Origin of the sequence: Streptomyces sp. NPDC088732, assembly GCF_044751205.1 — a bacterium.
Lineage (GTDB): Bacteria > Actinomycetota > Actinomycetes > Streptomycetales > Streptomycetaceae > Actinacidiphila.
Map to the genome: position 1 here is coordinate 247,785 of NZ_JBIVLI010000009.1, position 25,934 is coordinate 273,718.

General features: G+C 72.1%; 27 protein-coding genes and 1 tRNA gene. 15 read left to right on the forward strand and 13 right to left on the reverse strand.

All coding sequences use genetic code 11. The features are described 5' to 3' along the window. Positions 1–61 precede the first annotated feature (61 nt). The 4 genes from ACIP9H_RS17745 to ACIP9H_RS17760 all read left to right on the forward strand — a co-directional run bounded on the left by ACIP9H_RS17745 (position 62) and on the right by ACIP9H_RS17760 (position 4,563). Positions 62–1,336, forward strand: coding sequence for an aspartate kinase (locus tag ACIP9H_RS17745; protein ID WP_401591630.1), 1,275 nt, complete (start codon positions 62–64; stop codon positions 1,334–1,336). Positions 1,337–1,767: 431 nt separating this feature from the next. Beyond that, on the forward strand, positions 1,768–2,436 hold the full coding sequence (locus ACIP9H_RS17750; RefSeq protein WP_401591628.1) for a SigE family RNA polymerase sigma factor: 669 nt from the start codon (positions 1,768–1,770) through the stop codon (positions 2,434–2,436). Continuing rightward, positions 2,433–3,629 (forward strand): hypothetical protein, encoded by a 1,197-nt coding sequence (locus ACIP9H_RS17755; protein ID WP_401591626.1) that lies wholly within the window; start codon positions 2,433–2,435, stop codon positions 3,627–3,629. Before ACIP9H_RS17750 ends, ACIP9H_RS17755 begins: the two co-directional genes overlap by 4 nt. Positions 3,630–3,693: 64 nt before the next feature. After that, positions 3,694–4,563 carry an SURF1 family protein gene (locus ACIP9H_RS17760; RefSeq protein WP_401959702.1) on the forward strand — a complete coding sequence of 290 codons (870 nt, stop codon included), beginning with the start codon at positions 3,694–3,696 and terminating at the stop codon, positions 4,561–4,563. On the opposite strand, the gene ACIP9H_RS17765 is transcribed toward ACIP9H_RS17760, so the two are convergent. The 3 genes from ACIP9H_RS17765 to ACIP9H_RS17775 form a co-directional block, all read right to left on the reverse strand. After that, the gene (locus ACIP9H_RS17765) at positions 4,519–6,309 is read right to left on the reverse strand and encodes a prolyl oligopeptidase family serine peptidase (RefSeq protein WP_401959704.1); all 1,791 of its coding nucleotides are present in this window, start codon (positions 6,307–6,309) and stop codon (positions 4,519–4,521) included. The genes ACIP9H_RS17760 and ACIP9H_RS17765 overlap by 45 nt on opposite strands. 122 nt (positions 6,310–6,431) lie before the next feature. After that, positions 6,432–6,983 (reverse strand): DoxX family protein, encoded by a 552-nt coding sequence (locus ACIP9H_RS17770; protein ID WP_401591620.1) that lies wholly within the window; start codon positions 6,981–6,983, stop codon positions 6,432–6,434. 168 nt (positions 6,984–7,151) lie between these two features. Then, complete coding sequence (locus ACIP9H_RS17775; protein WP_401591618.1) at positions 7,152–7,910, reverse strand: DeoR/GlpR family DNA-binding transcription regulator; 759 nt, start codon at positions 7,908–7,910, stop codon at positions 7,152–7,154. A 72-nt stretch (positions 7,911–7,982) separates the two neighbouring features. Here ACIP9H_RS17775 and ACIP9H_RS17780 point away from each other — a divergent pair, with 72 nt between their 5' ends. Continuing rightward, positions 7,983–9,179, forward strand: a complete 1,197-nt coding sequence (locus ACIP9H_RS17780; RefSeq protein WP_401959706.1) for an MFS transporter — start codon at positions 7,983–7,985, stop codon at positions 9,177–9,179. Between the two features lie 61 nt (positions 9,180–9,240). Here ACIP9H_RS17780 and ACIP9H_RS17785 read toward each other — a convergent pair whose 3' ends face one another. Then, on the reverse strand, positions 9,241–9,609 hold the full coding sequence (locus ACIP9H_RS17785) for a YciI family protein (RefSeq protein ID WP_401591614.1): 369 nt from the start codon (positions 9,607–9,609) through the stop codon (positions 9,241–9,243). A 109-nt stretch (positions 9,610–9,718) separates the two neighbouring features. Further along, entirely contained in the window at positions 9,719–10,189 is a 471-nt protein-coding gene (locus ACIP9H_RS17790; protein WP_401959708.1) for a hypothetical protein, read from the reverse strand. Between the two features lie 271 nt (positions 10,190–10,460). Between ACIP9H_RS17790 and ACIP9H_RS17795 the strand changes: the two genes are divergently transcribed. Beyond that, positions 10,461–10,712 carry a hypothetical protein gene (locus ACIP9H_RS17795; protein WP_401959710.1) on the forward strand — a complete coding sequence of 84 codons (252 nt, stop codon included), beginning with the start codon at positions 10,461–10,463 and terminating at the stop codon, positions 10,710–10,712. A gap of 91 nt (positions 10,713–10,803) precedes the next feature. Here the strand turns inward: ACIP9H_RS17795 and ACIP9H_RS17800 are convergent, their stop codons facing one another. The 3 genes from ACIP9H_RS17800 to ACIP9H_RS17810 form a co-directional block, all read right to left on the reverse strand. Then, complete coding sequence (locus ACIP9H_RS17800; protein WP_401591608.1) at positions 10,804–11,127, reverse strand: hypothetical protein; 324 nt, start codon at positions 11,125–11,127, stop codon at positions 10,804–10,806. Positions 11,128–11,203: 76 nt separating this feature from the next. Next, positions 11,204–11,277: transfer RNA gene (locus ACIP9H_RS17805), tRNA-Pro, on the reverse strand. An 89-nt stretch (positions 11,278–11,366) separates the two neighbouring features. Then, on the reverse strand, positions 11,367–12,299 hold the full coding sequence (locus ACIP9H_RS17810) for a metallophosphoesterase (RefSeq protein ID WP_401591606.1): 933 nt from the start codon (positions 12,297–12,299) through the stop codon (positions 11,367–11,369). Between the two features lie 75 nt (positions 12,300–12,374). Between ACIP9H_RS17810 and ACIP9H_RS17815 the strand changes: the two genes are divergently transcribed. Further along, the gene (locus tag ACIP9H_RS17815; RefSeq protein WP_401591604.1) at positions 12,375–12,836 is read left to right on the forward strand and encodes a GatB/YqeY domain-containing protein; all 462 of its coding nucleotides are present in this window, start codon (positions 12,375–12,377) and stop codon (positions 12,834–12,836) included. Positions 12,837–12,951: 115 nt separating this feature from the next. Here ACIP9H_RS17815 and ACIP9H_RS17820 read toward each other — a convergent pair whose 3' ends face one another. Continuing rightward, positions 12,952–15,282 carry a transglycosylase domain-containing protein gene (locus tag ACIP9H_RS17820; RefSeq protein ID WP_401591602.1) on the reverse strand — a complete coding sequence of 777 codons (2,331 nt, stop codon included), beginning with the start codon at positions 15,280–15,282 and terminating at the stop codon, positions 12,952–12,954. Positions 15,283–15,679: 397 nt separating this feature from the next. Between ACIP9H_RS17820 and ACIP9H_RS17825 the strand changes: the two genes are divergently transcribed. After that, the gene (locus ACIP9H_RS17825) at positions 15,680–16,027 is read left to right on the forward strand and encodes a WhiB family transcriptional regulator (protein ID WP_319665424.1); all 348 of its coding nucleotides are present in this window, start codon (positions 15,680–15,682) and stop codon (positions 16,025–16,027) included. Here the strand turns inward: ACIP9H_RS17825 and ACIP9H_RS17830 are convergent. After that, the gene (locus ACIP9H_RS17830; RefSeq protein ID WP_401591600.1) at positions 16,009–17,415 is read right to left on the reverse strand and encodes an ArsA family ATPase; all 1,407 of its coding nucleotides are present in this window, start codon (positions 17,413–17,415) and stop codon (positions 16,009–16,011) included. The two genes, ACIP9H_RS17825 and ACIP9H_RS17830, sit on opposite strands and share 19 nt — an antisense overlap. After that, positions 17,412–18,392 (reverse strand): ArsA-related P-loop ATPase, encoded by a 981-nt coding sequence (locus tag ACIP9H_RS17835; protein WP_401591598.1) that lies wholly within the window; start codon positions 18,390–18,392, stop codon positions 17,412–17,414. Before ACIP9H_RS17835 ends, ACIP9H_RS17830 begins: the two co-directional genes overlap by 4 nt. Before the next feature lie 71 nt (positions 18,393–18,463). On the opposite strand from ACIP9H_RS17835, the gene ACIP9H_RS17840 reads away from it, so the two are divergent. The 4 genes from ACIP9H_RS17840 to ACIP9H_RS17855 all read left to right on the forward strand — a co-directional run bounded on the left by ACIP9H_RS17840 (position 18,464) and on the right by ACIP9H_RS17855 (position 20,888). After that, positions 18,464–18,625, forward strand: coding sequence for a DUF4177 domain-containing protein (locus tag ACIP9H_RS17840; protein ID WP_106965770.1), 162 nt, complete (start codon positions 18,464–18,466; stop codon positions 18,623–18,625). Continuing rightward, the gene (locus ACIP9H_RS17845) at positions 18,622–19,092 is read left to right on the forward strand and encodes a RidA family protein (protein WP_360913191.1); all 471 of its coding nucleotides are present in this window, start codon (positions 18,622–18,624) and stop codon (positions 19,090–19,092) included. Before ACIP9H_RS17840 ends, ACIP9H_RS17845 begins: the two co-directional genes overlap by 4 nt. A gap of 102 nt (positions 19,093–19,194) precedes the next feature. Next, complete coding sequence (locus ACIP9H_RS17850) at positions 19,195–20,067, forward strand: NUDIX hydrolase (protein ID WP_401591596.1); 873 nt, start codon at positions 19,195–19,197, stop codon at positions 20,065–20,067. Continuing rightward, on the forward strand, positions 20,064–20,888 hold the full coding sequence (locus ACIP9H_RS17855; RefSeq protein WP_360913195.1) for an MBL fold metallo-hydrolase: 825 nt from the start codon (positions 20,064–20,066) through the stop codon (positions 20,886–20,888). The genes ACIP9H_RS17850 and ACIP9H_RS17855 overlap by 4 nt, the downstream gene beginning before the upstream one ends. A 73-nt stretch (positions 20,889–20,961) precedes the next feature. Here the strand turns inward: ACIP9H_RS17855 and ACIP9H_RS17860 are convergent, their stop codons facing one another. Continuing rightward, positions 20,962–21,636, reverse strand: coding sequence for a Crp/Fnr family transcriptional regulator (locus tag ACIP9H_RS17860; RefSeq protein ID WP_319665417.1), 675 nt, complete (start codon positions 21,634–21,636; stop codon positions 20,962–20,964). Positions 21,637–21,890: 254 nt separating this feature from the next. Between ACIP9H_RS17860 and nth the strand changes: the two genes are divergently transcribed. Genes nth through ACIP9H_RS17875 form a run of 3 tightly spaced genes read left to right on the forward strand, consistent with a single transcriptional unit; the run spans position 21,891 to position 24,662 of the window. Continuing rightward, a complete protein-coding gene (nth, locus tag ACIP9H_RS17865; RefSeq protein ID WP_401591810.1) occupies positions 21,891–22,712 on the forward strand; it encodes an endonuclease III in 822 nt (273 codons plus the stop codon). 26 nt (positions 22,713–22,738) lie between these two features. Then, positions 22,739–23,437, forward strand: coding sequence for an NUDIX hydrolase (locus ACIP9H_RS17870; protein ID WP_401591808.1), 699 nt, complete (start codon positions 22,739–22,741; stop codon positions 23,435–23,437). 22 nt (positions 23,438–23,459) lie between these two features. After that, on the forward strand, positions 23,460–24,662 hold the full coding sequence (locus ACIP9H_RS17875; protein WP_401591593.1) for a MarP family serine protease: 1,203 nt from the start codon (positions 23,460–23,462) through the stop codon (positions 24,660–24,662). A 336-nt stretch (positions 24,663–24,998) separates the two neighbouring features. On the opposite strand, the gene ACIP9H_RS17880 is transcribed toward ACIP9H_RS17875, so the two are convergent. After that, positions 24,999–25,922: an alpha/beta fold hydrolase gene (locus ACIP9H_RS17880; RefSeq protein ID WP_401591591.1), complete on the reverse strand. Its 924-nt coding sequence runs from the start codon at positions 25,920–25,922 to the stop codon at positions 24,999–25,001. Positions 25,923–25,934 lie beyond the last annotated feature (12 nt).

Below are 25,934 nucleotides of genomic sequence, written 5' to 3' on the forward strand. Positions count from 1 at the left end.
GGTCGATCCGGGCCTGCTCGATAAACTGAGCCGAACGCAGTACCAGATTTGAGGAGCGCACGTGGGCCTTGTCGTGCAGAAGTACGGCGGCTCCTCCGTTGCGGATGCCGACGGCATCAAGCGCGTCGCCAAGCGGATCGTCGATGCCAAGAAGACCGGCCACCAAGTGGTCGTCGTGGTCTCGGCGATGGGTGACACGACGGACGAGTTGATCGAGCTCGCCGAACGGGTATCTCCGATGCCCGCCGGCCGCGAGTTCGACATGCTGCTGACCGCCGGAGAGCGGATCTCCATGGCGCTGCTGGCGATGGCGATCAAAAACCTCGGGCACGAGGCGCAGTCCTTCACCGGCAGCCAGGCGGGTGTCATCACCGACTCCGTCCACAACAAGGCCCGCATCATCGACGTCACGCCGGGCCGCATCCGCACCGCCCTCGACCAGGGCAACATCGCCATCGTCGCCGGCTTCCAAGGCGTGTCCCAGGACAGCAAGGACATCACGACGCTGGGCCGCGGCGGCTCCGACACCACGGCCGTCGCGCTGGCGGCCGCCCTCTACGCCGAGGTCTGCGAGATCTACACCGACGTGGACGGGGTGTTCACCGCCGATCCGCGCGTGGTGAAGAAGGCCCGGAAGATCGACTGGATCTCCTCCGAGGACATGCTGGAACTCGCCAGTTCCGGCTCCAAGGTGCTGCTCCACCGCTGTGTGGAGTACGCCCGCCGATACAACATCCCGATCCATGTCCGGTCGTCGTTCTCCGGCCTCCAGGGCACCTGGGTCAGCAACGAGCCGCGAGAGGACGCCAAGGGCATGGAGCACGCGATCATCTCCGGTGTCGCGCACGACACTTCCGAGGCCAAGGTGACGGTCGTCGGTGTGCCCGACAAGCCGGGCGAGGCTGCGGTGATCTTCCGTTCGATCGCGGACGCCGAGATCAACATCGACATGGTGGTGCAGAACGTGTCGGCGGCCTCCACCGGCCTGACCGACATCTCCTTCACCTTGCCCAAGAGCGACGGCCCGCGGGCGATCGAGGCGCTGAAGCGCACGCAGGCGGGCATCGGCTTCGAGGCGCTGCGCTACGACGACCAGATCGCCAAGATCTCGCTCGTCGGCGCGGGCATGAAGACCAACCCCGGCGTCACGGCGCAGTTCTTCGAGGCGCTGTCCAACGCGGGGGTCAACATCGAGCTGATCTCGACGTCCGAGATCCGCATCTCGGTGGTCACGCGTGCCGACGACGTCAACGAGGCCGTGCGCGCGGTGCACACCGCTTTCGGCCTGGACACCGAGAGCGACGAGGCGGTCGTCTACGGCGGCACCGGCCGCTGAGGCGCCCGGGGCCGCTTTCCGTCCCCGCACTGTCCGTTCACCCGTACCACCTGCTGTGTTCCACGACCGCCGGTCGGCCCGTTCACGGGTCGGCCGGCGGTCTGGTGTTACCAGCTGTAACCGCCCCGGGTCGCCGCCCCGTTGTACCGGCGAGTATCGATCATGTGATCAAAACGTGGTCCGGATCCCTTGAAGGAAGCCTGTAAGCACCAGACAATTTGAGCTCTCTGTGTTCCGCAACCGGGCGGTGCGCGGGGCGCGTCCTTGTGTCAGCGCACGGGCCTAATGTGCTGCACGCCGGACACGGTGCAACGGCGCCGGGTTAAAAGGGGCATTGAGGAATAGTTGGTACGCATGGGGATATGCGCGGCGCCATCAAAAACGGTGCCCCGACTGCACAACCCTGACGGGGGCACGTGTGTCCAACAGTCGTGGCAGAGGCAATCGGCATCGAAACAGCGCTCCTCGGGCGCGTCGCGGCTCCGGCGCGACCATACGCGCGGCGGCCGTCCGGCGTGGTCGGCGGCATGCCGGTGATCGCGCCCTGGCCTGTCGTGCAGTCCCCCTCGGGCCGTGACCGCAGCGACGCCGACGACGCGACGTCGGCCGGCACCACCGTCGACCACCTCACCGAGACCTACCGGGCGCACTACCGCTCGCTGCTCGGTCTCGCCGCGCTCCTGCTGGACGACACCGCCTCGTGCGAGGACGTCGTCCAGGAGGCCTTCATCCGCGTCCACTCCGCCCGCAAGCGGGTCCGTGAGCCGGAGAAGACCCTCGCCTACCTGCGCCAGACCGTCGTCAACCTCTCGCGCTCCGCGCTGCGCCGCCGCATCCTGGGCCTCCGGCTGCTCTCCAAGCCCATGCCCGACATGGCGAGCGCCGAGGAGGGCGCGTACGCCATCCTGGAGCGCGACGAGCTGAAGGCGGCCCTGCGCACGCTCCAGCGCCGCCAGCGCGAGGTTCTCGTACTACGCTATTTCGCCGATATGACCGAAGCCCAGGTGGCCGAGACCCTCGGTATCTCCATAGGGTCCGTGAAGGCGTACGGCTCGCGCGGCATCGCGGCGCTCCGCGTCGCGATGGAGGCCACGGCATGACCGAACCGACCACCCCAGAGGGCATGGACCCGAAGCATCCCGAGAACGTGAAGAACCGCGAGAACCCCGACGCCCCCGGGAACGCCGTGCGCCCGGAGAAGACCGCGGGTCCGGGGAAGCCGACGGCCGGCACCGCACCCGAGCAACCCGCGGTGCCCGACGTGACCCCCGGGCCGGGCGAGATCCCGCGCGCGGAGGCCTCGTCGGACCTGAGCCCGGACGAACTCGCGCTCCGCAAGCTGCTGCGCGACGCCGTGCAGGACATCCAGCCCGGCCCCGAGACCCTGGCACACCTGCGCAGGGCGGTGCCGGCGCGGCGCGCCCACCGGCGCCAACTCCTCGTCGGCACAGCGGCCGCGGGCCTGCTCGCGGTGGCGGCCGTGCCCGCCGTGCTGCACGCCACGAACACCGCCGGCTGGGACGACCCGAACCCCGTGGCCGCCGCCGGCACCCCCTCGCCCGGTGCCACCGCGGACGACCCCTCCACCGGCGGCACCAAGGGGGGCAAACCGACCGGCCCCGCCACCGGCGTGGTGGTCGACCCCACGGCGGGGGGCGGCGGCAAGCACCAGACCCCGGACACCCCCGGCGGGCACCCGACCACGAAGACCACGTCGTCCTCGGGGGACATGGCCGTCTCGTCGCCGGCGTGCACCGCCGCCGACCTCGGCAACCCCGCGGGCTGGGCCGGGGCGGCCGATGCCGCCGGCCGGATCAGCGGCTACTTCCGGGTGGCCAACGTCTCCGCGAACTCCTGCACCGTCGACGGCGGCGTGGTCAACGCCACCGCCGAGGGCTCCGCCGACCCGTCGCGGATCAGCGTGCTCGACCACGTGGCGGGCGACGGCAGCGGCCTGCCCGACGCCGGGGCGGAACCGATCGTCCTGAAGGCCGGCGCGAGCTACGAGATCCAGTTCGCCTGGGTCCCGGCCGCCGGCGGGGACATCAGCGGCTGCGCCGCCCCGCCGTCCTCGCCGCCACCCACGCCCACCGGCACGGGGGCCCCCACGTCGGGCAGCGACGCGTCGGGCGAGACGGTCACGACCCTGGACTCCGCGCCCTCCGACGGCGCCCCCGCCGCGGACGTGCTGCTCAGCCACACACCCGACGCCGGTTCGCCCACCGTGACCGTGACCGTCGCGGGCGCCTGCGCGGGCACCATTTACCACACCGCGCCGATGCCCCTGTCCTGAAAGGGCCCGGCGCGGGAGCGGGGGCGGGTCCGACCCGCCCGCCCGCGCCCCGTACCTTGGTGGGGTGTACCGGTTCCTGCTGACCCCGCGCTGGCTGGGCGGGCTCCTCTTCGTGGTGTGCGCCGTGGTGTTCTGCACCTTCATGGGCAGCTGGCAGCTGAGCCGCTTCGAGGACCGCGTGCAGACGCACCGCGCCGCGCAGGACGCGCCGGCGCGGGACGCCAGGACCGCCCCCGTGCCGCTCGCGGAACTGCTGCCCACCGCCCGCTCGGCGGTCACCGCGGAGACCTCCGGCCGGACCGTCACCGCCACCGGCCGCTACGACGGCGCCCACCAGTTCCTCGTGCCCGGCCGTGAACTCGACGGCCGCACCGGCTACTACGTGCTGACCCCGCTGCGGGTCACCGGCGGCCAGGCACTGCCCGTCGTCCGCGGCTGGCTGCCCGGGGACGCCTCGAAGGCGTCGCCCGCGGCCGTCCCGGCGGCCCCGTCCGGCGAGGTCACCGTCGCGGGCGCCCTCCAGGCCCCGGAGACCGACAGCACCGACGGTGCCGTCACCCGCGGCGGCCTGCCGGTCGGCCAGCTCGGGATGATCAGCGCCGCGTCGCTGGTCAACCTGGTCCCGTACCCCGTGTACGGGGCGTGGATCACGCAGACCGAGGGTGTCACGGCGCCGCTGACCGCCGTGCCGCCCGCCGCGCCCGCCGGTACCGGCCTGGACCTCAAGGCCTTCCAGAACCTGGGCTACACCGGCGAGTGGTTCGTCTTCGCGGGCTTCGTGCTCTTCATGTACGTACGGCTGCTGCGCCGCGAGGCCGAGACACGGCGGGACGCCGCGCTCGGCCTCGTGGAGCAGTCACCCGAGTCACCCGGGGCGCCTGCCGCGGCCTCAGCCGCCCAGGTGCCGGCGGACGAAGTCCAGCTCCAGCCGTAGCTGCTTGATCCGCTCGTCGACCACGAGCGAGCCGTGCCCGGCGTCGTAGCGGTAGACCTCGTGCACCTTGCCCAGGCCCTCCAGCCGCTCGACGTAGGTGTCGATCTGCCGGATCGGGCAGCGCGGGTCGTTCAGGCCCGCCGAGATGTAGACCGGCGCCTTGACCTGGCCGACGTAGGTGATCGGCGAGGACGCCTCGTAGCGCTCCGGCACCTCCTCGGGGGAGCCGCCGAACAGCGTGCGGTCCAGGGCCTTGAGGGCCTCCATCTCGTCCTCGTACGCGGCCACGTAGTCGGCGACCGGCACGGCCGCCAGCCCCGCCGTCCACAGCCCGGGCTGCGTGCCCATCCCCAGCAGGGTGAGGAAGCCGCCCCAGGAGCCGCCGGAGAGCACGACGCGCGCCGGGTCCGCGAAGCCGGACTCCACGGCCCACTGCCGCACCGCGGCGATGTCCTCCAGCTCGATCAGGCCGACGCGGTGCTTGAGCGCGTCCGTCCACTCCCGGCCGTAGCCGGTCGAGCCGCGGTAGTTGATCCGCACCACCGCGTAGCCGTGGTCCAGCCAGGCCGCGGGACCGGCCGCGAAGGAGTCGGAGTCGTGCCAGGCGGGGCCGCCGTGGATCTCGAAGAGGGTCGGGAACGGGCCCTGCCCGGTCGCCGGACGCTGCACGAGCGCGTGCACCCGCCCGCCGGGACCCTCGACCCACACGTCCTCCACCGGTACCGACCCCGGGGCCCGGAAGCCGGGTGCCTCCAGCACCACCGCGCCGGTCGTCGACCGCACCTCGGAGGGTGACTGAGCGGACGACCACAGGAACTCCACCGTGCCGTCCGGGCGCGCGGTGGCCCCGCTCACCGAGCCCGCCGGGGTCTCCAGCCGGGTCAGCTCCCCGCTCTCCAGCCCGTAGCGGAAGATCTCGCTGCGGGCCTGGTACGAGTGCACCACCAGCAGCGCGGAACCGTCCGGGTACCACTCGGCGGCCACGTCGCCCGGCAGGTCGATCGCCAGCGGGGTCTGCGTGCCCGCCGCCACGTCCCAGAGCATCGGCTCCCAGCGGCCGCGCCGCTGGTGCGCCACCAGCAGCCGGGTGTCGCCCAGCACGGGCGCGAAACCCAGGCACTCCAGGCCGAGTTCGCGGGTGCCGCCCTCGCTGTCGTCCAGCTCCGCCACGGCGGTCCCGTCGGTGCGCACGACGCGCAGCGCGGAGTGCATCGCGTCCCCGTGCTCGGTGTGCTCGACGACCACGAGGGTGCCGTCCTCCGACAGCGCGCCGACCCCGCCCGACTCCTCGTGGCGGTAGATCTCGACCGGCTCCGCGCCGGGGCGCGCCACGTGGATCGTCGTGCCCTCCTCGTCGGTGGAACGGCCCACCACCGCCAGGCCGTCCCGGCCCAGCGCCAGGCCCGCCGGGTACGAGGGCTCCAGCCCCGGCACGGCGGTCTCGTCCGCGCCGCCCTCGAAGGGCTGGCGCATCCACACCCCGAACTCGTCGCCGTCCTTGTCGGCGAACCACCACACCCACGCGCCGTCCGGCGTCAGGGTCCCGTCCGACGTCCCGTTCGGCCGGTCGGTGACCTGCCGCTGCGCACCGGTCGTGCGGTCCCACGCGTACAACTCGTACGTGCCGGTCGCATTCGACACGAAGAGGCTGCGGTGCGGTGCGTCCTCGGCCCACTCCGGCAGTCCGACGCGCGGCGCCCGGAAGCGCTTCTCCCAATCCGGCATACCAGCCATGACGTCGCTCATGACCCCATCCAACCGGATGCGGGCCCGCGGCGGACCGTGGGCGTCGTCACCTCCCGGTCACGGACCGGCTTTCCCCGGGGCACGGGCCGAGCGTCGGGCCGTCCCGGGGAGCGCTCACGGGTCTACAGACTGAGCACGATCGCGGAGCCGACACCGGCCAGCCCCAGGGCGAGGCCGGCCTCCGTCCAGCCGCCCTTCCCCCAGCGGAACGGCCGGTCGAGCGAGAGCCTTCCGGGGCCGACGGCGGCGACGGCGAGAGCGACGACCGCGATGGTCATGTTGTACTCCAGGCCGCCCTGCGTGGCCCACAGGCCGTGCGCTGCCGTGACCGTCACCATGGCGTTGATCATCACGGCGATCAGGGCGGCCGCCGCGAGGGGCGTGAACAGCCCGAGCGCGAGGCCCAGGCCGCCGAGGAGCTCCGAGGCTCCGCCGAGGACGGCGAAGACCTTCCCGGGGTGGTAGCCCAGCGCCTCGAACCCCCTGCCCGTCGCGGTGAGGCCGCCCCCGCCGAAGAGCCCGAAGAGTTTCATGCAGCCGTGCCCCGCCATCACCAGGCCGACGGTGATCCGCAGGAGCAGCAGCCCGCAGTCGGCGGCGGTCACCCGATGCGACACCGGAGCGTGGGCGTCGGGCTCGGGAGCGGCACGCAGTTGTTCGGCGATGTTCTTCATGGGGAGCTCTCCTCCGCACCGGGGTCCGGGCGGTACCGGCCGACCACCCGGAGAACCGGCAGAGCGGGATGTTGTCCTACCGCTCCATCATTACTCCAGACCGCGCGGAAAGCGGGCCGGCCGCCGCGGTCGCACCGGGCGGTGAAGCACCCGCCCCGGGGCGCCCGTTCACACCCGGTGAACGGTCACCCCCACCGCGGCCAGCGCCGCGGTCTCCTCCTCCGGGGCCTCCGAGTCCGTCACCACGGTGTGCAGCGCCGTGGCGGGCGCGACGAACGCCAGCGCCGTGCGGTGGAACTTCGCGCCCTCGGCCACCGCGACCACCCGGCGGGCCGAGGCGATGGCCGCCCGCTTCACCGCCGCGTCGTCCAGGTCGTACGCGGTCAGCCCCTCCTTCGCGCCGAGTCCGCAGCAGCCGATCACGGCCGTGTCGAAGCGCAGGGCCGCCAGCGACGCCTCGGTCAGCGGACCGGTCAGCGCCAGTTCCCCGGCCCGGGGCCGGCCGCCGGGCACCAGCAGGGTCAGCTCGGGCGCCCCGGCCAGCGCGTTCACCGCGTGCAGGGAGAGCGGCACCACCGTCAGCCGCCGGTGCTGGAGCGCGCGGGCCACCTCGAGGCAGGTGGTCCCGCTGTCCAGGACCACGGACTCGCCGTCCGTCAGCAGCCCGGCGACCTCCGCGGCGATCCGCCGCTTGATCTCCAGCCCCTCCTGGGTGCGCAGCGCGAAGGGCGGCTCCTCGCCGCGCAGCAGCAGGCTCCGCGCCCCTCCGCGGTAGCGCTCCAGCACGCCCTGGTCGGCCAGGACCTCCAGGTCGCGGCGGATGGTCATCTCGGAGGCGCCGGTCAGCGCGGCCAGTTCCGCGACGCCGACGCTGCCCGCCTCCCGTACGGCCTCGGTGATCCGCCGGAGCCGGTCTGTACTCACCATGGCAGAAGTGAACACCGTGCGCGCTCAGGAATCAATCTTTCGCACATCAGGATTGTTCGTTATGTTCGAAGCATGGAGAGATCCCTGCGGGCCGGACGGCTGGCCACCTTCGTCTACTTCACCCTGAACGGCTTCCTGCTGGGGATGTGGATCGTCCACATCCCCGGCATCGAGCAGCGCGCGGGCATCGGGCACGCCGTGCTCGGCTGGCTGCTGCTCCTGCTCGGCGCGGGCGCCTTCGCCGGCATGCAGGTCGCCGGCCCGCTCACCGACCGCTTCGGGGCCCGCACCGTCGTCCCGCTCGGCGCCGCCCTGTGCAGCGCGGCCCTCCTGCTGCCCGGGCTCGCCACGGACGCCTGGACCCTGGGCGGGGCCCTGCTCGTGCTCGGCATCGGGAACGGCTGCCTGGACGTCTCCATGAACGCCCACGCCGTCCAGGTCGAACGCGGCTACGCGCGGCCCGTGATGTCCGCCTTCCACGCCGCCTTCTCCGTCGGCGGCGTACTGGCCTCCCTCGCCGGCGCCCGCGCGCTCGACCGGGGCTGGAGCCCGGCCGCCACCCTCGGGACGGTCGCCGTCGCCGGCCTGGTCGTCGCCGCCGCGACCGCCCCCGCCCTGCTGCGACCCGACACGGCCCCGTCCCCCGCACCCCGGGACGGCGCGCCCGCCGCCCCCACCCGGCGCGGGACGCCGCAGCGCATCTGGGTGCTGGCCGCACTCGCGTTCATGGTCATGCTCAGCGAGGGCGTCGCCAACGACTGGAGCGTGCTCCACCTGCGCGACGTGCTCGACGCGCCCGCCTCCACCGCCGCCCTGGCCTACGGTGCCTTCGCCACCGCCATGACCGCCGGCCGCTTCCTCACCGACCGCGTCGCCGCCCGCTTCGGCCCGGCCGCCGTCCTCCGGTACGGCGCCGCCGCGGCCGCACTCGGCCTCACCACGGCGGCACTCTCCCCGTCGATCCCCCTCGCACTGCTCGGCTGGACGGTGTTCGGTGCCGGGCTGTCCGGCTGCGTCCCCCAGCTCTTCAGCGCCGCGGGCCACGCCGACCAGGAGGCCGCCGCCACCAACGTCTCCCGCGTCGCCGGCCTCGGCTACCTCGGCATGCTCGCCGGTCCCGCCGTCATCGGCCCGCTGACCCACCTCGTACCGCTCAACGTGACGCTCTTCCTGCCGGTCGCCTTCTGCGTCACCGCGGCGTGCGCGGCCGGCGTCCTGCGGCCCCGGGCGGCGGCCGCCACCCGCACCCCGGAGGCCGAACCGGTATGACGGCGGCGGGGCGGGCCGGATCCGGCCCGCCCCGCCGAGCCCGCCGGGCCCGGCGGCCGGATCAGGCCGGGGGCTCCAGGTCGTCGAACTCCACGACCTGCCGCACCTCGACCTCCACCTCGTCGAACAGCTCGGCGTACTGCCGGGCGAGCGCCACGGCCTCCGCCCGGTCCTTGGCGTTGATCAGCCCGAAGCCGCCGATGACCTCCTTGGCCTCGGTGAAGGGACCGTCGGTCACATGCGTCGCCCCGCCCCGGGGCTTGCGCACCAACGCACCCCGCTCGGACGGATGGACGCCCTCCGCCGTGATCAGGATGCCCTTCTCGGACCAGTCCTGGATGAACGCGCCCATCTTCTCCATGAACTCCTGGCTGGGGTTCCAGGCCTCCGGGGCGCTCTCGTCCAGCCGGTGCATCATCAGAAAACGCATAACCGCTCCCTAGGTGTGTCGGGCCGGGATCCGGTCGCATCCGGACACGCTGACCAGCCCGTCGTCCGTACGTCGAACGGCAGCGCGCAGAATCGACACCGTTCCCGGATCAATTTTCGGGCTGAATCCGTGAGGTGCTCCAGCCGACCGCGACCGCCCAGGTCACCCCGGGGCCGGCGGTCACCCGGACCCGGCCCGCGGTCGTGGTGATCAACTCGGAGGCGTTGACACTCCCGTCGGGTTCCTCGGAGCAGTGCTCCGTGACGGTGCCGTACTGGCCTGCGTCCACCGTGAGCGTGCCGGTGCCCTGGCACTGCGTGGCGACCCAGACCGTTCCCCCACGGGCCTTGGGCAGGCGGGCCTGCCACCCGTCCGTGCGCCGGCCGCTCGACGCCCACACCTTGGTGTCGGACAGCGACTTCGCGGGATCCTCCCAGGCCCTGTGCGTGGGCTCCGCGGACGCCGAACCGCGCACCACCGGCTCCGCAACCGCGGGCCGCTTCTCCTCCGTACAGCCGCTCAGTGCCAGGACCGCCCAGGCGCACCCGAGCAGCACGCATCGCCGTATGCCACGTGTCACAGTGAATCCCCCGTTTTGCCGGTGCCGCCCCCCGGCACCGGTCCGATCATGCTGGCACGGATCAACGCGCCTTCGCAGGGCCAATCCAGATCGCCGGCCCGTGGATCGCCCAACTCTCCTTGTCCGGAGCCCGTTTGGATGGTCTCGCCCACGCGGGTGCGAGTGGGCGCGAGCCGCCCCGGCCCTCCGAGACGGCTGGACGCGAAGGTTCGCCCCCGCCGACTCGACCGTTCGCGTACGGGACTTCGGCCCCCGGTCCTATGCTGACGCGGTGATCGCAGGGATGGTCTTCTTCCTGGCGCTGGGGACGTGCGTGATCGTCGCCCAATGCGTCAAGCGACGGTGGCGCCAAGCCGCCGCCTCAATGCTGGGCCTGCTCGTTGCGACGCTGGCGTTCGCCGCGAATGTCACCGGGCAGCTCTGGCTCGGCGTCGCCGCGACGATCGCGGCACTCGGCGGCCTCGGTTGGGAACTCCTGCGGCGGCACCGCGATCGTACGGACGGCGCGAGCACGACGAAGTGAGGCGGGCCGTCGGTCGGCCGCCGTCGCGGTAGTTCGGGCAGGATGCGATCACGGACCGCCGAAGGCCCCGCGATCCGGAGCCGCAGCATCGTCAGGCCATGGGCGGGGCAGCCGCGGGGGCGGCACCAGGGCCCTCGTACTCGACGGAGTCAGCCGTCCGGGCAAGGGCGGCCATGGCTGCGTTGTGGAATCGCCGTTCTGCGTCCCTGCACGGGGCACTGAAGAAGGCCCGTTGCGCGTCGCCGAGGTCACACCGCATGAGCTCCTTGGTCACGAGCACGGCGTCGACTCCGTGGCAGTCCAGCTCCATCAGGCGTTCTTGCAGCAGATGCGGATCGCGGCTGGTCTCCCAGAACGGACGGACGTGCTCGGTCGTCGCGGCGATACGCGCCAGGCGCGCGGCGTCCAGTCCCATGCAGCTCTCCCCCGGCTTGCCGCACAACGACTCAGGGCTCCTGGGAGAATTTCCCAGGAGCCCTGAACTCACGAAGTCGGGGTGGCGGGATTTGAACCCACGGCCTCTTCGTCCCGAACGAAGCGCGCTACCAAGCTGCGCCACACCCCGGTGTCGCGTCGTGACCCTTCGGCCCGGCGCGACGAGGATTACTCTAGCGGACCGGCCGCTGGAGACGAAATCCGGTTTTCCGGGGTGGCTCAGCCGGCCGGGACGAGGGTGAGGAGGGTGGCCTCCGGGGGGCAGGCGAAACGGACCGGGGTGTAGCGGTTGGTGCCGCAGCCCGCGGAGACGTGCAGGTGGGAGCGGTGTCCGCCGGCCTCGTGGGCGGACAGGCCCTTCACGCGGTCCGGGTCGATGTCGCAGTTGGTGACCAGGGCCCCGTAGAAGGGGATGCAGAGCTGGCCGCCGTGGGTGTGGCCGGCGAGGATCAGCGGGTAGCGGTCGGCGGTGAAGGCGTCGAGGACCCGCAGGTAGGGGGCGTGGACGACGGCGAGGGAGAGGTCGGCGCCGCTGTCGGGGCCGCCGGCGACCTCGGTGTAGCGGTCGCGCCGGATGTGGGGGTCGTCCAGGCCGGTGAAGGCGATCTCGATGCCGTCGTCGAGCTTGAGGCGGCCGCGGGCGTTGTTGACCCCGACCCAGCCGGCCATGTCGAAGGCGTCGCGGACGTCCTCCCACGGGTTGCGGGTGACGCCGATCGCCGGGTCGTTCTTGCCGTTGAGGCCGTGGACCCCGCGGGACCGCTCCAGCAGGTAGCGGGCGGGGTTGCGCAGCTTGGGGGCGTAGTAGTCGTTGGAGCCGAAGACGTACACGCCGGGCAGGTCCAGCAGCGGGCCCAGGGCGTCGAGGAGCTCGGGGACGCCGTTGGGGTCGGAGAGGTTGTCTCCGGTGTTGACGACGAAGTCGGGCCGCAGTCCGGCGAGGGACTGCAGCCAGCGGCGCTTCTTGTTCTGTCCGCTGACCATGTGGATGTCCGACAGTTGCAGGACGCGGACGGGCCGCATGCCGGGCGGCAGTACGGGCACCTGCACCCTGCGCAGGCGGAAGGAGCGTGCCTCGATGCCGGCCGCGTAGGCCACGCAGGCCGCGCCGACGGCTGTGATGCCCAGGGGTACTGCGTATAGCGCGCGCATGCACCCATGGTGGCAGACGGCTCGTCAGCGATAAATCTCCGGCCCTCCCGGCAGGGACCTGGCAGACTCGACGCCATGACCACCACGCTCAAGCAGCGTCTGCACGACGACCTCACGGCTGCCATGAAGGGACGGGACGAGCTCGTCACGTCCACCCTGCGCCTCACCCTGACCGCGATCACCAAGGAGGAGGTCGCGGGCAAGGAGGCGCGCGAGCTCTCCGACGACGAGGTGCTCCAGGTGATCGGCCGCGAGGCCAAGAAGCGCCGGGAGGCCGCCGAGGCCTTCGAGCAGGGCGGCCGCAAGGAGTCCGCGGAGCGGGAGCTCGCGGAGGGCGAGGTGCTCGCCCGCTACCTGCCCAAGCAGCTGGACGACACCGAGCTGGCCGGGATCGTCTCCGCGGCGATCAAGGAGTCGGGCGCCGAGGGGCCCCGGGCCATGGGCGCGGTCATGAAGATCGTGAACCCGAAGGTGTCCGGCCTCGCCGAGGGCGGCCGGGTCGCCGCCGAGGTGAAGCGGCAGCTCGCGGGCGGCTGAGGGCGGGGGAGCGGGTCCCCGCTCCAGGAGAACGCAGAGGACGACGAAGGGGCGCCCCGGACCGATGCGGTCCGGGGCGCCCCTTCGTCTGCGTGGCCGGGTGCGGCCGGCTGTGTCAGCCGTTGCCGGGGGTGACGCCCCCGCCGTCCGTGGTGCCGACGTCGCTGCCGCCGCCCGCACCGCCGTCGTTCGGGCCGGCCCCGCCGGCCCCGTTCCCGTTGCCGCCGCCGTTGCCGCCGAGGAGACCGCCGAAGAAGCCTCCGTCGCCTCCGTTCCCGTTGCCGCCCTGGTCGCCGCCGTTGTCGCCGCCGCGGATGTCGCCGGGGCCGTGGCCGTGGCCGTCGCCCTCGTCGCCGTGGTCCTGGGGCTTCTCCGGCTCGCGGATCGCGACCGTCGGCAGGCTGTCGGAGGTGGTCCCGGACAGGGCGCCGGCCATGGCGTCCTTCCAGATCGGGCCCGGGGTGTCGGCGCCGAAGACCTTGGCGTGGTAGACGCCGCCGATGGTGATGTTGGTCATCTGCCGCTTGTGGGCCGGGTCACCGACCCACACCGCGCCGGCCAGGTCCGAGGTGTAGCCGACGAACCAGGCCGCGTAGCGGAAGTCGGTCGTACCGGTCTTGCCCGCGCTGTCGCGGTCGGTCAGACCCGCCTGCTGGCCGGTGCCGTCCTCGACCACGCCCTTGAGGAGGGTGTTGAGGGTCGCGGCCGTCTGCTCGGACATGGCCCGCTTGCACTCGCTCTTCGGCACGGGCAGCTTCTTGCCGGCCGCGTCGGTGATCGACTCGATGGCGACCGGCGAGCAGTAGACGCCCTTGTTGGCGAAGGTCGCGTAGGCGTTCGCCATGGTCAGCGGCGAGACCTCCTGGGTGCCCAGGGTGATGGAGGGCACCTGGTCGAGGGCCTTGCCGTTGGCGCGCTGTATCCCCATGGCCTTGGCCATGTCGGTGACCGGGCACACGCCGATGTCGCTGATCAGCTGCACGAAGTAGGTGTTGACCGACTTGGCGGTGGCTTCCTTCATCGAGTACGGGCCCTTCTCGGACTCGTTCTCGTTCTCGACCGTGGCGGGGTTCGTCCGGGAGTTCAGCCAGTTGCCGCGGCAGGTCGTGACCGGGCTCGGGTAGTCCATCTTGTACGGCGCCGGGTACACCTGCGCCGGGTCGGTGCCCTGCTCGATCGCGGCGGCCGCGGTGATGGCCTTGAAGGTGGAGCCCGGCTGGTAGCCGGCGCCGCCGCCCATGGACTGGCCGACGGAGAGGTTGATCTGCGTCTGGTTCTTCTTGAAGCCGTACGGGCGCGACTGCCCCATCGCGACGATCTTGCCCGTGCCGGGCTTGATCAGCGTCACCGCGGTGGCGACGTCGTCGCTCTGGTAGACGTGATCGCTTATCGACGCCTGGACGGACTGCTGGGCCTTCGGGTCCAAGGTGGTGCGGACGATGAGGCCGCCCTGGTTCCAGCGCTTGGCGCGGTCGGTCTTGGTCTTGCCGAAGGTCGGGTCGGTGAGGAAGACGTCGCGCACGTAGTCGCAGAAGAAGCCGGCGCCGCTGACGGCCGTGATGCAGCCGTTCTTGGGCTGGCTGACCTTGAGGCCCAGCGGCTTCTTCTTGGCCGCGTCGGCCTGCGTCTGCGTGATGTCCTTCAGGTCGGCCATGCGCTGCAGCACGATGTTGCGGCGCTGGGTGGCTTCCTGCGGGTCGTTGACGGGGTCGAAGCGGCTGGGCGACTGGACGATGCCCGCCAGCAGCGCGGACTCGGTCAGCGTCAGGTTCTTGGCGGGCTTGCTGAAGTAGCGCCGCGCGGCGGACTCGACTCCGTAGGCCTGCTCGCCGAAGAAGGTGATGTTGAGGTACTTCTCAAGGATCTTCTCCTTGCCCAGCTCCTCCTCGAGCTGGATGGCGTACTTCATCTCCTTGATCTTGCGGCCCACGGTCTGCTGGGTGGCCTGGGCGACCTTGGTCGGGTCGTCGCCGGCCTCCTCGATGAAGACGTTCTTCACGTACTGCTGGGTCAGCGTGGAGGCACCCTCGGAGACGCCGCCGTCCTGGGCGTTCTTGTTCAGGGCGCGCAGGATGCCCTTGACGTCGATGGCGCCGTGCTCGTAGAAGCGGGCGTCCTCGATGGCGACGATGGCCTGCTGCATCGTCTTGTTGATCGCGCTGATGGGGACGACCTTGCGGTCGCGCGAGTAGACGGTCGCGATCAGACCGCCCTTGGAGTCCAGGATCTGGGTGCTCTGGGAGAGCGGCGGACGCTTGAGTTCGCCGGGCAGCGAGTCGAAGCCGGCCGCGGTCCCCTTGGCGCTCAGCCCGAGCGCTCCCGCCGCGGGCAGCGCGATGCCGGCCAGCACGACGCCGGACAGGACACTGACACCCAGGAACTTGGCGGCCTGCTGCGCGGTGCTGATGCCACCGCCGCGCGTGCCGCCTGATCGCTTGTGACCCATGAGGTGCAGCTTACGTTGCGATTCCTAGGACGTGGGCATGCTTGTTCGCCTAGTCTGTAACAGACAGGCGCCAAAGACGCGCACGCGTCTGTCTTCCGACCTCACTCTTGTGGGTGATGAGAACTGCCCGAATTCCTGTCATATGCCAGCCATATGGCGTGAAGCTCGGGGCGCCAAGGGAGTGGCTTGACCGCTTATGCGCGGTTAGTCCGTTTTGCCACCCGCTCACTCCCCAGGGTGATCTACCGCTGACCCATAGTCCGTTCGGGCCATTCAAGATTGGGCCTGAAAGGGCTGTTGCGTCGTGCCCACCTTCCGTAACGTCCTCAACTGGCAACGGTGAATATGCCGCTTGCCGCCGTGGGGGAGCCTCGATTCGGGAGAGGACGGCGCCAGCATGAGCAGCTGGGTTACGGACTGGAGTACGCAGGCCGCGTGCCGCACGACGGATCCGGACGAGCTTTTCGTCCAGGGAGCGGCCCAGAACAGGGCCAAGGCGGTGTGCACGGGGTGCCCGGTACGCACGGAGTGCCTGGCCGACGCCTTGGACAACCGGGTGGAGTTCGGTGTCTGGGGCGGGATGACCGAGCGCGAGCGCAGGGCACTGCTGCGCCGGCGCCCCACGGTCACCTCGTGGCGCAGGCTGCTGGAGACCGCGCGCACGGAGTACGAGCAGAGCACCGGCGTGCACCTGGGCGACGACGACTACGACGGTGAGTACGACGACTACGCGGCCGTCGGCTGACCCTGCGCGAGGCGTTCGCCGATCTCGCGCAGGCCCTCCAGGTCGTGCACGTCGCCCGGCAGGGCGGCGACGTCGACCATGGGCACTTCGGGGTGTACGGAGACGAAGCGGTCGCGGGTGCGTCGTTCACGCGCGACCAGCTGCATCCGCTCGGCGTGCAGGCGCAGCAGTCCGGCGGCGAGGCGGTCGGCGCTCCACGGATCCGCGTCCGGATCGGTGGGGTCGGAAGTGCTGTGGTCCGTGCTGAGGGTCCCTTCGGTGCCGTCGGCCGTACGGAGTCCAGCCTTCCCGCCGGGCTGATCCACAATGCCGCGGTTTTGAAGATTTTCTGTTGATTCGTCAAACTCCCTGGTCAGCTGGGGAGTTGATGGATTCTTTCCGTCGGGGAAATCGGAATCCCACTCGGCGGTCATGGAGTCGCTGTCGGCGGGGTCGGCAGTGTCAGCTGTGTCCTCGGCCAGCGCCTCCGCCGCGGCCAGCGCCCGTTCGGCCGTGAGCTGCGCCGCACCGCTGCTGTGCACCCGGTTCAGCACCAGCCCGGCCAGCGGCATGTCCTCCGCGGCGAGCCGTTCCACGAAGTACGCCGCCTCGCGCAGCGCGTCCCGCTCCGGCGCCGCGACCACCAGGAACGCGGTGCCGCGGGCCTGGAGCAGCTTGTACGTGGCGTCCGCCCGGGAGCGGAAGCCGCCGAACATCGAGTCCATCGCCGCCACGAAGGTCTGCACGTCCTTGAGCAAGTGGGCACCCATGACCTTGCTGAGCACCCCGGTCATCATCGACATCCCGACGTTCAGGAACTTCACCCCGGCCCGCCCGCCGACCTTCGCCGGGGCCATGAGCAGCCGGATGAAGCGGCCGTCCAGGAAGGACCCCAGCCGCTTGGGGGCGTCCAGGAAGTCCAGCGCGGAGCGGCTCGGGGGCGTGTCGACCACGATCAGGTCCCAGGCGTCCAGCGCCCGCAGCTGGCCCAGCTTCTCCATCGCCATGTACTCCTGCGTGCCGGCGAAGCCCGCGGAGAGCGACTGGTAGAAGGGGTTGTCGATGATCGCGCGGGCCCGGTCGGGGTCGCTGTGCTGCACCACGACCTCGTCGAACGTCCGCTTCATGTCCAGCATCATCGCGTGCAGTTCACCGCCCGCGGACTCGTCGATGCCGGCGACCCTGCGGGGGGTGTTGTCCAGCTCCGTGAGCCCCATCGACTGGGCCAGCCGGCGTGCCGGGTCGATGGTCAGCACGACCGCCCTGCGGCCCCGCTCGGCGGCGCGCACGCCCAGGGCGGCGGCCGTGGTGGTCTTGCCGACCCCGCCGGAGCCGCAGCACACGACGATCCGGGTCGCCGGATCGTCCAGCAGCGCGTCGATGTCCAATACCGGACTGTCCAGACTCATGCGACCCCCAGCCCCTGTTTCCGCAGATTTTCGGCCAATCTGTACAACCCGCCGAGATCGACGCCGTCGGCCAGCTGACCCAGCTCGTACGACGGCAGGCCGAGCCCGGCGAGCTCCGCGCGCTGGGCTCGCTCCAGCGCGACCCGCTCGGCGTGCTCGTGCGCCTGCGCCAGCAGGGGGTCGATCAGCCGCTCCGCCAGCCCGCCGCGGCGGGCGCCGCCCAGGCCGGCCTGGGAGAGCGCCTTGGCGAGGGCGGTGCGCCGCTCGCTGCTCGCCGCGGCCACGGCGTCGCCGTCCATCAGCACCGGGCGGACCATGTTGATGATGACGGCACCGGTGGGCAGACCGGCCGCGTGCAGCTCCGCCACACCGTCCAGGGTCTCCTGCACCGGCATCTCCTCCAGCAGGGTGACCAGGTGCACCGCGGTGTCGGGGGACTTCAGCACCCGCATCACGGACTGCGCCTGATTGTGTATCGGACCGAACCGGGCCAGCCCCGCGACCTCGTCGTTGACGTTCAGGAAGCGGGTGATCCGGCCGGTCGGCGGCGCGTCGAGGACAACCGCGTCGTACGTCCGCCAGCCCGCGCGGTCCTTGCGGCGCACGGCCTCGCACACCTTGCCGGTGAGCAGCACGTCCCGTACGCCCGGGGCGACGGTGGTCGCGAAGTCGATGGCGCCGAGCTTCTTCAGCGCCCGGCCGGCGCGGCCGAGCTTGTAGAACATGTCGAGGTAGTCCAGGAGCGCCTGTTCGGCGTCGATGGCCAGCGCGTGCACCTCGCCGCCGCCCGGGGCGACGGCGATCTTCCGCTCCTCGTACGGCAGCGCCTCGGTCTCGAAGAGCTGCGCGATGCCCTGGCGCCCCTCCACCTCGGCCAGCAGGGTGCGCCGTCCCTCGGCGGCCAGTGCCAGCGCCAGCGCGGCGGCGACGGTCGTCTTTCCCGTCCCGCCCTTGCCCGTCACGATGTGGAGCCTCACGTCTTCGAGCCTAACCAGTGGAGGGCGGGGCTACTCGGGGGCTCGGCTGTGCGAGGCATTACAGTCCCCTCATGACCAAGTGGGAATACGCGACCGTGCCGCTGCTGGTACACGCGACGAAGCAGATTCTGGACACCTGGGGCGAGGACGGCTGGGAGCTCGTCCAGGTCGTGCCCGGCCCCAACAACCCCGAGCAGTTGGTGGCGTACCTCAAGCGGGAGAAGGGCGCGTGAGCGCCGTCGAGCAGCGGCTCGTCGACCTCGGGCTGACACTGCCCGAGGTGGCGGCGCCCCTGGCGGCGTACGTGCCCGCGGTGCTCTCCGGGTCGTACGTCTTCACGGCGGGCCAGCTCCCGCTGGTCGACGGCAAGCTGACGACCTGCGGCAAGGTCGGCGCCGAGGTCACCCCCGAGCAGGCCCGGGACCTCGCGCGCATCTGCGCGCTCAACGCTCTGGCGGCCGTCAAGTCCGTGGCCGGCGACCTCGACCGGGTGAAGCGGGTCGTCAAGGTCGTCGGTTTTGTCGCCTCCGCCCCCGACTTCACCGGGCAGCCCGGGGTCGTCAACGGCGCGAGCGAGTTGCTGGGCCAGGTCCTCGGCGACGCCGGTGTCCACGCGCGCAGCGCGGTCGGCGTGGCCGTGCTCCCGCTGGACGCCCCCGTCGAGGTGGAGATCCAGGTCGAGCTGGAGCCCGCGGGCTGACCTCCCGCGGTCCGTGTCCAGGGGGCCCGGCCCCCTGGACGCCCGGCCCCCGGCGGGGGCGCACTGTCGAACATCCCCGCGCCAGCGCATAGCATCCGCCCCATGACCACCACGAACGGCCAGTGGTTCCCGCCCAGCTGGCCCGAGCGGATCAGGGCGCTCACCCAGGGCACGCTGGAGCCCGTCGAGCCCCGCCGGGCGGCCACCGTCCTGCTGCTGCGCGAGACCGGCCGCGGCCCCGCGGTCCACATGCTGCGCCGGCGCGCCTCCATGGCGTTCGCCGCGGGCGTGTACGCCTACCCCGGCGGCGGTGTCGACCGGCGCGACGAGCGCCCGGTCGCGTGGGCCGGCCCGGCGCCGGAGCAGTGGGCGCGGCGCCTGGGCGAGGGCCTGGGACCGGCCGAGGCGCAGGCGATCGTGTGCGCCGCGGTGCGCGAGACGTTCGAGGAGTCCGGTGTGCTGCTGGCCGGCCCGGACGGGGGCTCGGTCGTGGACGACACCACCGGCGAGGACTGGGAGGCGGACCGCCGCGCGCTGGTCTCCCACGACCTGTCCTTCTCGGACTTCCTGGACCGCCGCTCGCTGGTGCTCCGCTCCGATCTGCTCGGCCCCTGGGCGCGGTGGATCACCCCGGAGTTCGAGGAGCGCCGCTACGACACCTGGTTCTTCCTCACCGCGCTGCCGCCCGGTCAGCGGACCCGCGACGTGTCGGGGGAGGCCGACCGCACGGAGTGGCTGCGCCCGCAGGAGGCCGTCGCCGGTTACGACCGCGGCGAGATGGTCATGCTGCCGCCGACGATCGCGACGCTGCGCGGGCTGCTGCCGTACGACTCCGCCGAGGCGGCCCTGGCGGCCGCCGGGGAGGGCAGGGACCTGACACCGGTCCTGGCGAAGGCCGAACTCGTGGGCGAGGAGATCGTGCTGAGCTGGCCCGGCCACGAGGAGTTCACCAAGCGCATGGGAGCCGGCGAATGACCTCGTCCCTGCCTCCGGGCAACCCCCGCGGCGCGGTCGGCGGCCGCGCCACCGAGCGGGCGCTGTGCGTGCTGGCCCCCAACCCCTCGCCGATGACCCTGGACGGCACCAATACCTGGATCGTCGGCGAGCCCGACTCCGACCTCGCCGTCGTCATCGACCCGGGCCCGCTGGACGAGGGGCACCTGAGCACCGTCGTCTCCACGGCGCATTCGCTCGGCAAGCGGATCGGCCTGACCCTGCTCACCCACGGCCACCCCGACCACGCCGAGGGCGCGGCCCGCTTCGCCGAGTTGACCGGTACCGCCGTACGGGCCCTGGACCCGGCGCTGCGCCTGGGCGACGAGGGGCTGGGCGCGGGGGACGTGATCACCACCGGCGGCCTGGAACTGCGTGTCGTCCCCACCCCCGGGCACACCGCGGACTCCCTGTCGTTCCATCTCCCGGCCGACGGGGCGGTGCTGACGGGCGACACCGTCCTCGGCCGCGGCACCACCGTCGTCGCCCACCCCGACGGCCGCCTCGGCGACTACCTCGACTCCCTGCGCCGGCTCCAGGCGCTGGCTGTGGACGGCGGGGTCACGACCGTCCTGCCCGGGCACGGGCCGGTGCTGGCGGACGCGCGCGGCGCGGTCGAGTTCTACCTCGCCCACCGCGCCCACCGCCTCGCCCAGGTGGAGACGGCGGTGGAGGAGGGGCGCACCACCCCGTCCGAGGTCGTCGCGCACGTCTACGCGGACGTGGACCGGGCCCTGTGGCCGGCGGCCGAGCTGTCGGTGCGCGCGCAGCTGGACTACCTGCTGGAGCACGGGCTGATCTGACGCCGTCCCTCCCCCGGCACGGAACGCGTAAGGGGCGCCCACAAGAGTGGGCGCCCCTTACGGATGTAACGGGTCAGCGCGAGCGCTTGGCCAGCCGCTCGACGTCCAGCAGGATGACCGCGCGGGCCTCCAAGCGCAGCCAGCCGCGGCCCGCGAAGTCGGCGAGCGCCTTGTTCACGGTCTCGCGCGAGGCGCCGACCAGCTGGGCCAGCTCCTCCTGCGTCAGGTCGTGGACGACGTGGATGCCCTCCTCGGACTGCACGCCGAAGCGGCGCGACAGGTCCAGCAGCGCCTTGGCCACGCGGCCGGGCACATCGGAGAAGACCAGGTCCGACATCACGTCGTTGGTGCGCCGCAGGCGGCGCGCGACGGCCCGCAGCAGGGCGGTGGAGACCTCGGGCCGGGCGTTGAGCCAGGGCTGGAGGTCGCCGTGGCCGAGGCCGAGCAGCTTGACCTCGGTCAGTGCGGTGGCGGTCGCGGTGCGCGGGCCGGGGTCGAAGAGCGACAGCTCACCGATCAGCTCGCCGGGGCCCACCACGGCCAGCATGTTCTCGCGGCCGTCGGGGGACGTGCGGTGCAGCTTCACCTTGCCCTCGGTGACGACGTACAGCCGGTCCCCGGGTTCACCCTCGTGGAACAGCGAGTCGCCGCGCGCGAGCGTGACCTCCGCCATCGAGGCGCGCAGTTCAGCGGCCTGCTCATCGTCGAGCGCCGCGAAAAGCGGTGCGCGCCGCAGAACGTCGTCCACGTGCTCTCTCCTTGTCGACATCGCTGGGTCGGTCCCCATCATGCCCGACAGTAAAACAGTGCGATCAATCACAAGTCTGTCTTATGTGTTCGCGGGCGAGCGCCCCGGGGGTCCTTTCGGGGGCCGGATCGCGGCACTCCAGGGCGATTGTCGGTGCCGAGGCTTAGGCTGGCCGGGTGTCTGATACGCCGAGCGTGCGCAGGAAACAGCAGGGTGGAGGGGCCGGGCGGGTGACGCCGGAGGCCGATTCAGCCCTGAGCGAACAGGCTCCCGCGAAGCCCGCCGGCGGCCGTGCGCGAGGTGCCCGGAAGCCCGAGTCCCGTCTGGCGATGGTGCGCCGGGCCCGCCGCATCAACCGCGAACTCGCCGAGCTGTACCCGTACGCCCACCCCGAGCTGGACTTCGAGGACCCCTTCCAGCTCCTGGTGGCCACGGTGCTCTCCGCGCAGACCACCGACCTGAGGGTCAACCAGACCACGCCCCGGCTCTTCGCCCGGTACCCGACGCCGGAGGACCTGGCGGCCGCCGACCCGGAGGAGCTGGAGCAGCTGATCCGCCCCACCGGCTTCTTCCGCGCCAAGGCGCGCTCGCTGCTCGGCCTGTCGGCCGCGCTGCGCGACCGCTTCGGCGGCGAGGTCCCCGGCCGGCTGGAGGACCTGGTCACCCTGCCCGGCGTCGGCCGCAAGACCGCCAACGTCGTCCTGGGCAACGCGTTCGGCGTCCCCGGCCTGACCGTCGACACCCATTTCGGGCGGCTCGCCCGCCGCTTCGGCTGGACCGCCTCCGAGGACCCGGAGAAGGTCGAGCAGGACGTCATGGCGATCTTCCCCAAGAGCGAGTGGACGATGGTGTCCCATCGGCTGATCTTCCACGGCCGCCGGATCTGCCACGCCCGCCGCCCCGCCTGCGGGGCCTGCCCGATCGCCCCGCTCTGCCCGTCGTACGGGGAGGGCGAGACCGATCCGGAGAAGGCGAGAAAACTGCTGAAGTACGAGATGGGCGGCGCCCCGGGCCAGCGGCTGAAGCCGCCTCCCGGTTACCCGGGCACGGCGGCGCCCCCGCTGGAGGTGGAGTGACCGGAGCACGTCATGGCGTCGACGGCATCAACAGCGTCAACAACGTCGAAGGCCCGGGGATCAACGGCGTCGAGGTGCGGCGCGAGGGGCTGCCGGAGTGGCTGGAGCCGGTGGCCCGAGCGGCCGACGCGGTGGAGCCGGAGCAGCTGAGCCGCTTCCTGCCGCCGCCCACCGGAGGGCGCCCCTCCGCCGTCCTGGTCCTCTTCGGCGACGGGGGCGGGACGGGACGCCCCGAGCTGCTCCTGATGGAGCGCGCGGCCTCGCTGCGCTCGCACGCCGGGCAGCCGTCCTTCCCCGGCGGTGCGCTCGACCCCGAGGACGGCGACCCGGAGGGCGCCGGACCGCTGCGCGCCGCGCTGCGCGAGGCATGGGAGGAGACCGGCCTCGACCCCACCGGAGTGCAGCTGTTCGGTGTGCTGCCGCGGCTGTACATCCCGGTGAGCGGGTTCGTGGTGACGCCGGTGCTGGGCTGGTGGCACACCCCGAGCCCGGTGGGCGCGGTCGACCTCGCCGAGACCGCGCGGGTGTTCACGGCGCCGGTCGACGAGCTGACCGACCCCGCGAACCGCGTCACGGTCCGGCACCCCAGCGGCTACCGCGGGCCCGCGTTCCAGGTCGGGGGCGCCCTGGTGTGGGGCTTCACGGCGGGCCTGATCGACCGGATTCTCCACTTCGCGGGCTGGGAGCGGCCTTGGGATCGGGCAAAGACGGTCCCACTGGGTTGAGTGGCCATGAGACGGTGTGCAGGTGAATGTGCTGGACATCGTGCTGCTGCTGGCCGCCGTGTGGTTCGCGATCGTGGGCTACCGCCAGGGATTCATCGTCGGCGTGATGTCGGTGATCGGCTTCCTCGGCGGTGGTCTGGTCGCGATCTACGTGCTGCCCGTGATCTGGCACGAGGTCACCGGGAACTCCGCACCGGGCACGGTCGCGGTGGTCGCCGCCGTGGTCCTGGTGATCGTGTGCGCCTCGGTGGGGCAGGCGTTCACCACGCATCTGGGCAACAAGGTCCGCACACACGTCAGCTGGTCCCCCGCCCGCGCCGTGGACGCGATCGGCGGGGCGCTGGTCAACGTCCTGGCCATGCTGCTGGTGGCCTGGCTCATCGGTTCCGCCCTCGCCACGACCACCACGCTGCCGACCCTGGGCCGTGAGGTCCGCTCGTCCAAGGTGCTGCTGGGGGTGGCGCGGATCGTGCCGCCGGCCGCCGACACCTGGTTCGCCGACTTCAGTTCCGCGCTCGCGCAGAACGGACTCCCGCAGGTCTTCTCGCCGTTCGGCACCGAGCCGATCACCGACGTGCCCGCGCCGGACCCCGCGCTCGCCGGCAGCCGGGTCGTCGGCGAGGCCAGGCGCAGCATCGTGAAGGTCGTGGGCACGGCGCCCAGCTGCGGCAAGGTGCTGGAGGGCACCGGCTTCGTCTTCGCGCCGCACCGGGTGATGACCAACGCCCATGTCGTCGGCGGCGTCGACAACCCCACCGTGCAGATCGGCGGCGTGGGCCGGGTGTACGACGGCAAGGTCGTGCTCTACGACTGGCAGCGCGACATCGCCGTCATCGACGTCCCCGCGCTGTCGGCGCCCCCGTTGGCCTTCACCGGCGGCGACGCCAAGTCCCGCGACGGCGCGATCGTGGCCGGTTTCCCGGAGAACGGCGGCTTCGACGTCCGTGCCGCCCGGGTGCGCGGCCGCATCTCGGCGACGGGCCCGGACATCTACCACCGCGGTACGGTCCACCGCGACGTCTACTCCCTGTTCACCCTCGTACGGCAGGGCAACTCCGGGGGCCCGCTGCTGACTCCCGACGGCCGGGTGTACGGCGTCGTGTTCGCCAAGTCGCTGGACGACGCGGACACCGGCTACGCCCTGACGGCGGACGAGGTCCGGGCCGACGTCCAGGCCGGGCGTACGGCGGACCGGCAGGTCGACACGCAGGCGTGTGCCCTGTGAGAGCCCGTGCGGGCGGGGTGCTTCCGCCGGTGGCGGGGGAGTTCGTCAGCCGCTGCGGGTGTGCCGGAGGCGGGCGCCGACCCATCGGGCGCGCCGCCTCAGGATGTGCGGGATGCCGAGCCCCGAGTCGCCCGGCCGGTGGTCCGGGGCCGCGGTCCCGGTGATGTTGCGCGCTCCGTTGGCGCGGCGATCGCGTGACACGTCACGGTAGTCGTGCGTCCAGCCCATACCGAGCTGTCTGCCCGGGGTCCAAGGTCCGTAATCGCCTGTGGGTCCATCAATTGGCCTATGCGTCCGGCATTTGGCTGATGGTCATATGGGATTAACGGCCGACGATCAACGGTCGGGCTCGGGGTCCTTCAGCCAGTTGATCAGCTCGGCCGAGAACGCCGCCGGGTCCTCCTCGTGCGGGAAGTGCCCGAGACCGTCGAACAGCCGCCAGCGGTAGGGCGCCTCGACGTACTCACCGCTGCCCGCGGCGTGCCGCGCGCGCATCGCCGGGTCGAGCGAGCCGTGCAGATGCAGCGTCGGCACCCGTACCGGGCGCTTCATCCGGCGGTTGAACTGGAAGCCGTCCACCCGGGCCAGCGAGCGGACCATCCAGCGGTACGGCTCGATCGAGCAGTGCGCCGTGGACGGGATGCTCATCGCCCGGCGGTAGACCTCGACCACCTCGTCGTCCGGCATCCGCGGTCCCGACCAGTCCCGCAGCAGCTGCCCCACGAGCGCGGCGTCGTCCGCGACCAGCCGGCGCTCGGGGATCCACGGCCGCTGGAAGCCCCACACGTACGCTCCCGCCGCGCTGTGCCGCAGGTCCGAGAGCATCGCCGTGCGCCAGCGCCGCGGATGGGGCATCGAACTGACCGCCAGCCGGCGCACCAGCTTGGGCCGCATCGCGGCCGCCGTCCACGCCAGGTAGCCGCCGAGGTCGTGGCCGACCAGCGCGGCGTCCGGCTCGCCGAGCGAGCGGATCACACCGGTGACGTCGAGCGCCAGGTTCGCCGGGTCGTAGCCGCGCGGCGTGCGGTCGCTGCCGCCCACCCCGCGCAGGTCCATCGCGACCGCGCGGAAGCCCGCGTCGGCCAGGGCGGTCAGCTGGTCCCGCCAGGTCCACCAGAACTGCGGGAAGCCGTGCAGCAGCAGCACCAGCGGCCCGTCACCCGCCTCGGCGATGTGGAAGCGCGCTCCGTTCGCCGCGACATCCCGGTGGGTCCAGGGCCCGTCGATCCGTACCACCGAGGAACTGTCAGCGACCGTCATGCCTTGAGCGTG

What these genes read in the sequence shown, in the direction of transcription:
- ACIP9H_RS17850 (WP_401591596.1), top strand. Translation starts at nt 19,195, where the DNA reads ATGACCACCACGAACGGCCAGTGGTTCCCGCCCAGCTGGCCCGAGCGG.
- ACIP9H_RS17840 (WP_106965770.1), top strand. Translation starts at nt 18,464, where the DNA reads ATGACCAAGTGGGAATACGCGACCGTGCCGCTGCTGGTACACGCGACG.
- ACIP9H_RS17755 (WP_401591626.1), top strand. Translation starts at nt 2,433, where the DNA reads ATGACCGAACCGACCACCCCAGAGGGCATGGACCCGAAGCATCCCGAG.
- ACIP9H_RS17800 (WP_401591608.1), bottom strand. Translation starts at nt 11,127, where the DNA reads ATGGGACTGGACGCCGCGCGCCTGGCGCGTATCGCCGCGACGACCGAG.
- ACIP9H_RS17765 (WP_401959704.1), bottom strand. Translation starts at nt 6,309, where the DNA reads ATGAGCGACGTCATGGCTGGTATGCCGGATTGGGAGAAGCGCTTCCGG.
- ACIP9H_RS17855 (WP_360913195.1), top strand. Translation starts at nt 20,064, where the DNA reads ATGACCTCGTCCCTGCCTCCGGGCAACCCCCGCGGCGCGGTCGGCGGC.
- ACIP9H_RS17785 (WP_401591614.1), bottom strand. Translation starts at nt 9,609, where the DNA reads ATGCGTTTTCTGATGATGCACCGGCTGGACGAGAGCGCCCCGGAGGCC.
- ACIP9H_RS17810 (WP_401591606.1), bottom strand. Translation starts at nt 12,299, where the DNA reads ATGCGCGCGCTATACGCAGTACCCCTGGGCATCACAGCCGTCGGCGCG.
- ACIP9H_RS17780 (WP_401959706.1), top strand. Translation starts at nt 7,983, where the DNA reads ATGGAGAGATCCCTGCGGGCCGGACGGCTGGCCACCTTCGTCTACTTC.
- ACIP9H_RS17775 (WP_401591618.1), bottom strand. Translation starts at nt 7,910, where the DNA reads ATGGTGAGTACAGACCGGCTCCGGCGGATCACCGAGGCCGTACGGGAG.
- ACIP9H_RS17820 (WP_401591602.1), bottom strand. Translation starts at nt 15,282, where the DNA reads ATGGGTCACAAGCGATCAGGCGGCACGCGCGGCGGTGGCATCAGCACC.
- ACIP9H_RS17830 (WP_401591600.1), bottom strand. Translation starts at nt 17,415, where the DNA reads ATGAGTCTGGACAGTCCGGTATTGGACATCGACGCGCTGCTGGACGAT.
- ACIP9H_RS17825 (WP_319665424.1), top strand. Translation starts at nt 15,680, where the DNA reads ATGAGCAGCTGGGTTACGGACTGGAGTACGCAGGCCGCGTGCCGCACG.
- ACIP9H_RS17815 (WP_401591604.1), top strand. Translation starts at nt 12,375, where the DNA reads ATGACCACCACGCTCAAGCAGCGTCTGCACGACGACCTCACGGCTGCC.
- ACIP9H_RS17880 (WP_401591591.1), bottom strand. Translation starts at nt 25,922, where the DNA reads ATGACGGTCGCTGACAGTTCCTCGGTGGTACGGATCGACGGGCCCTGG.
- ACIP9H_RS17770 (WP_401591620.1), bottom strand. Translation starts at nt 6,983, where the DNA reads ATGAAGAACATCGCCGAACAACTGCGTGCCGCTCCCGAGCCCGACGCC.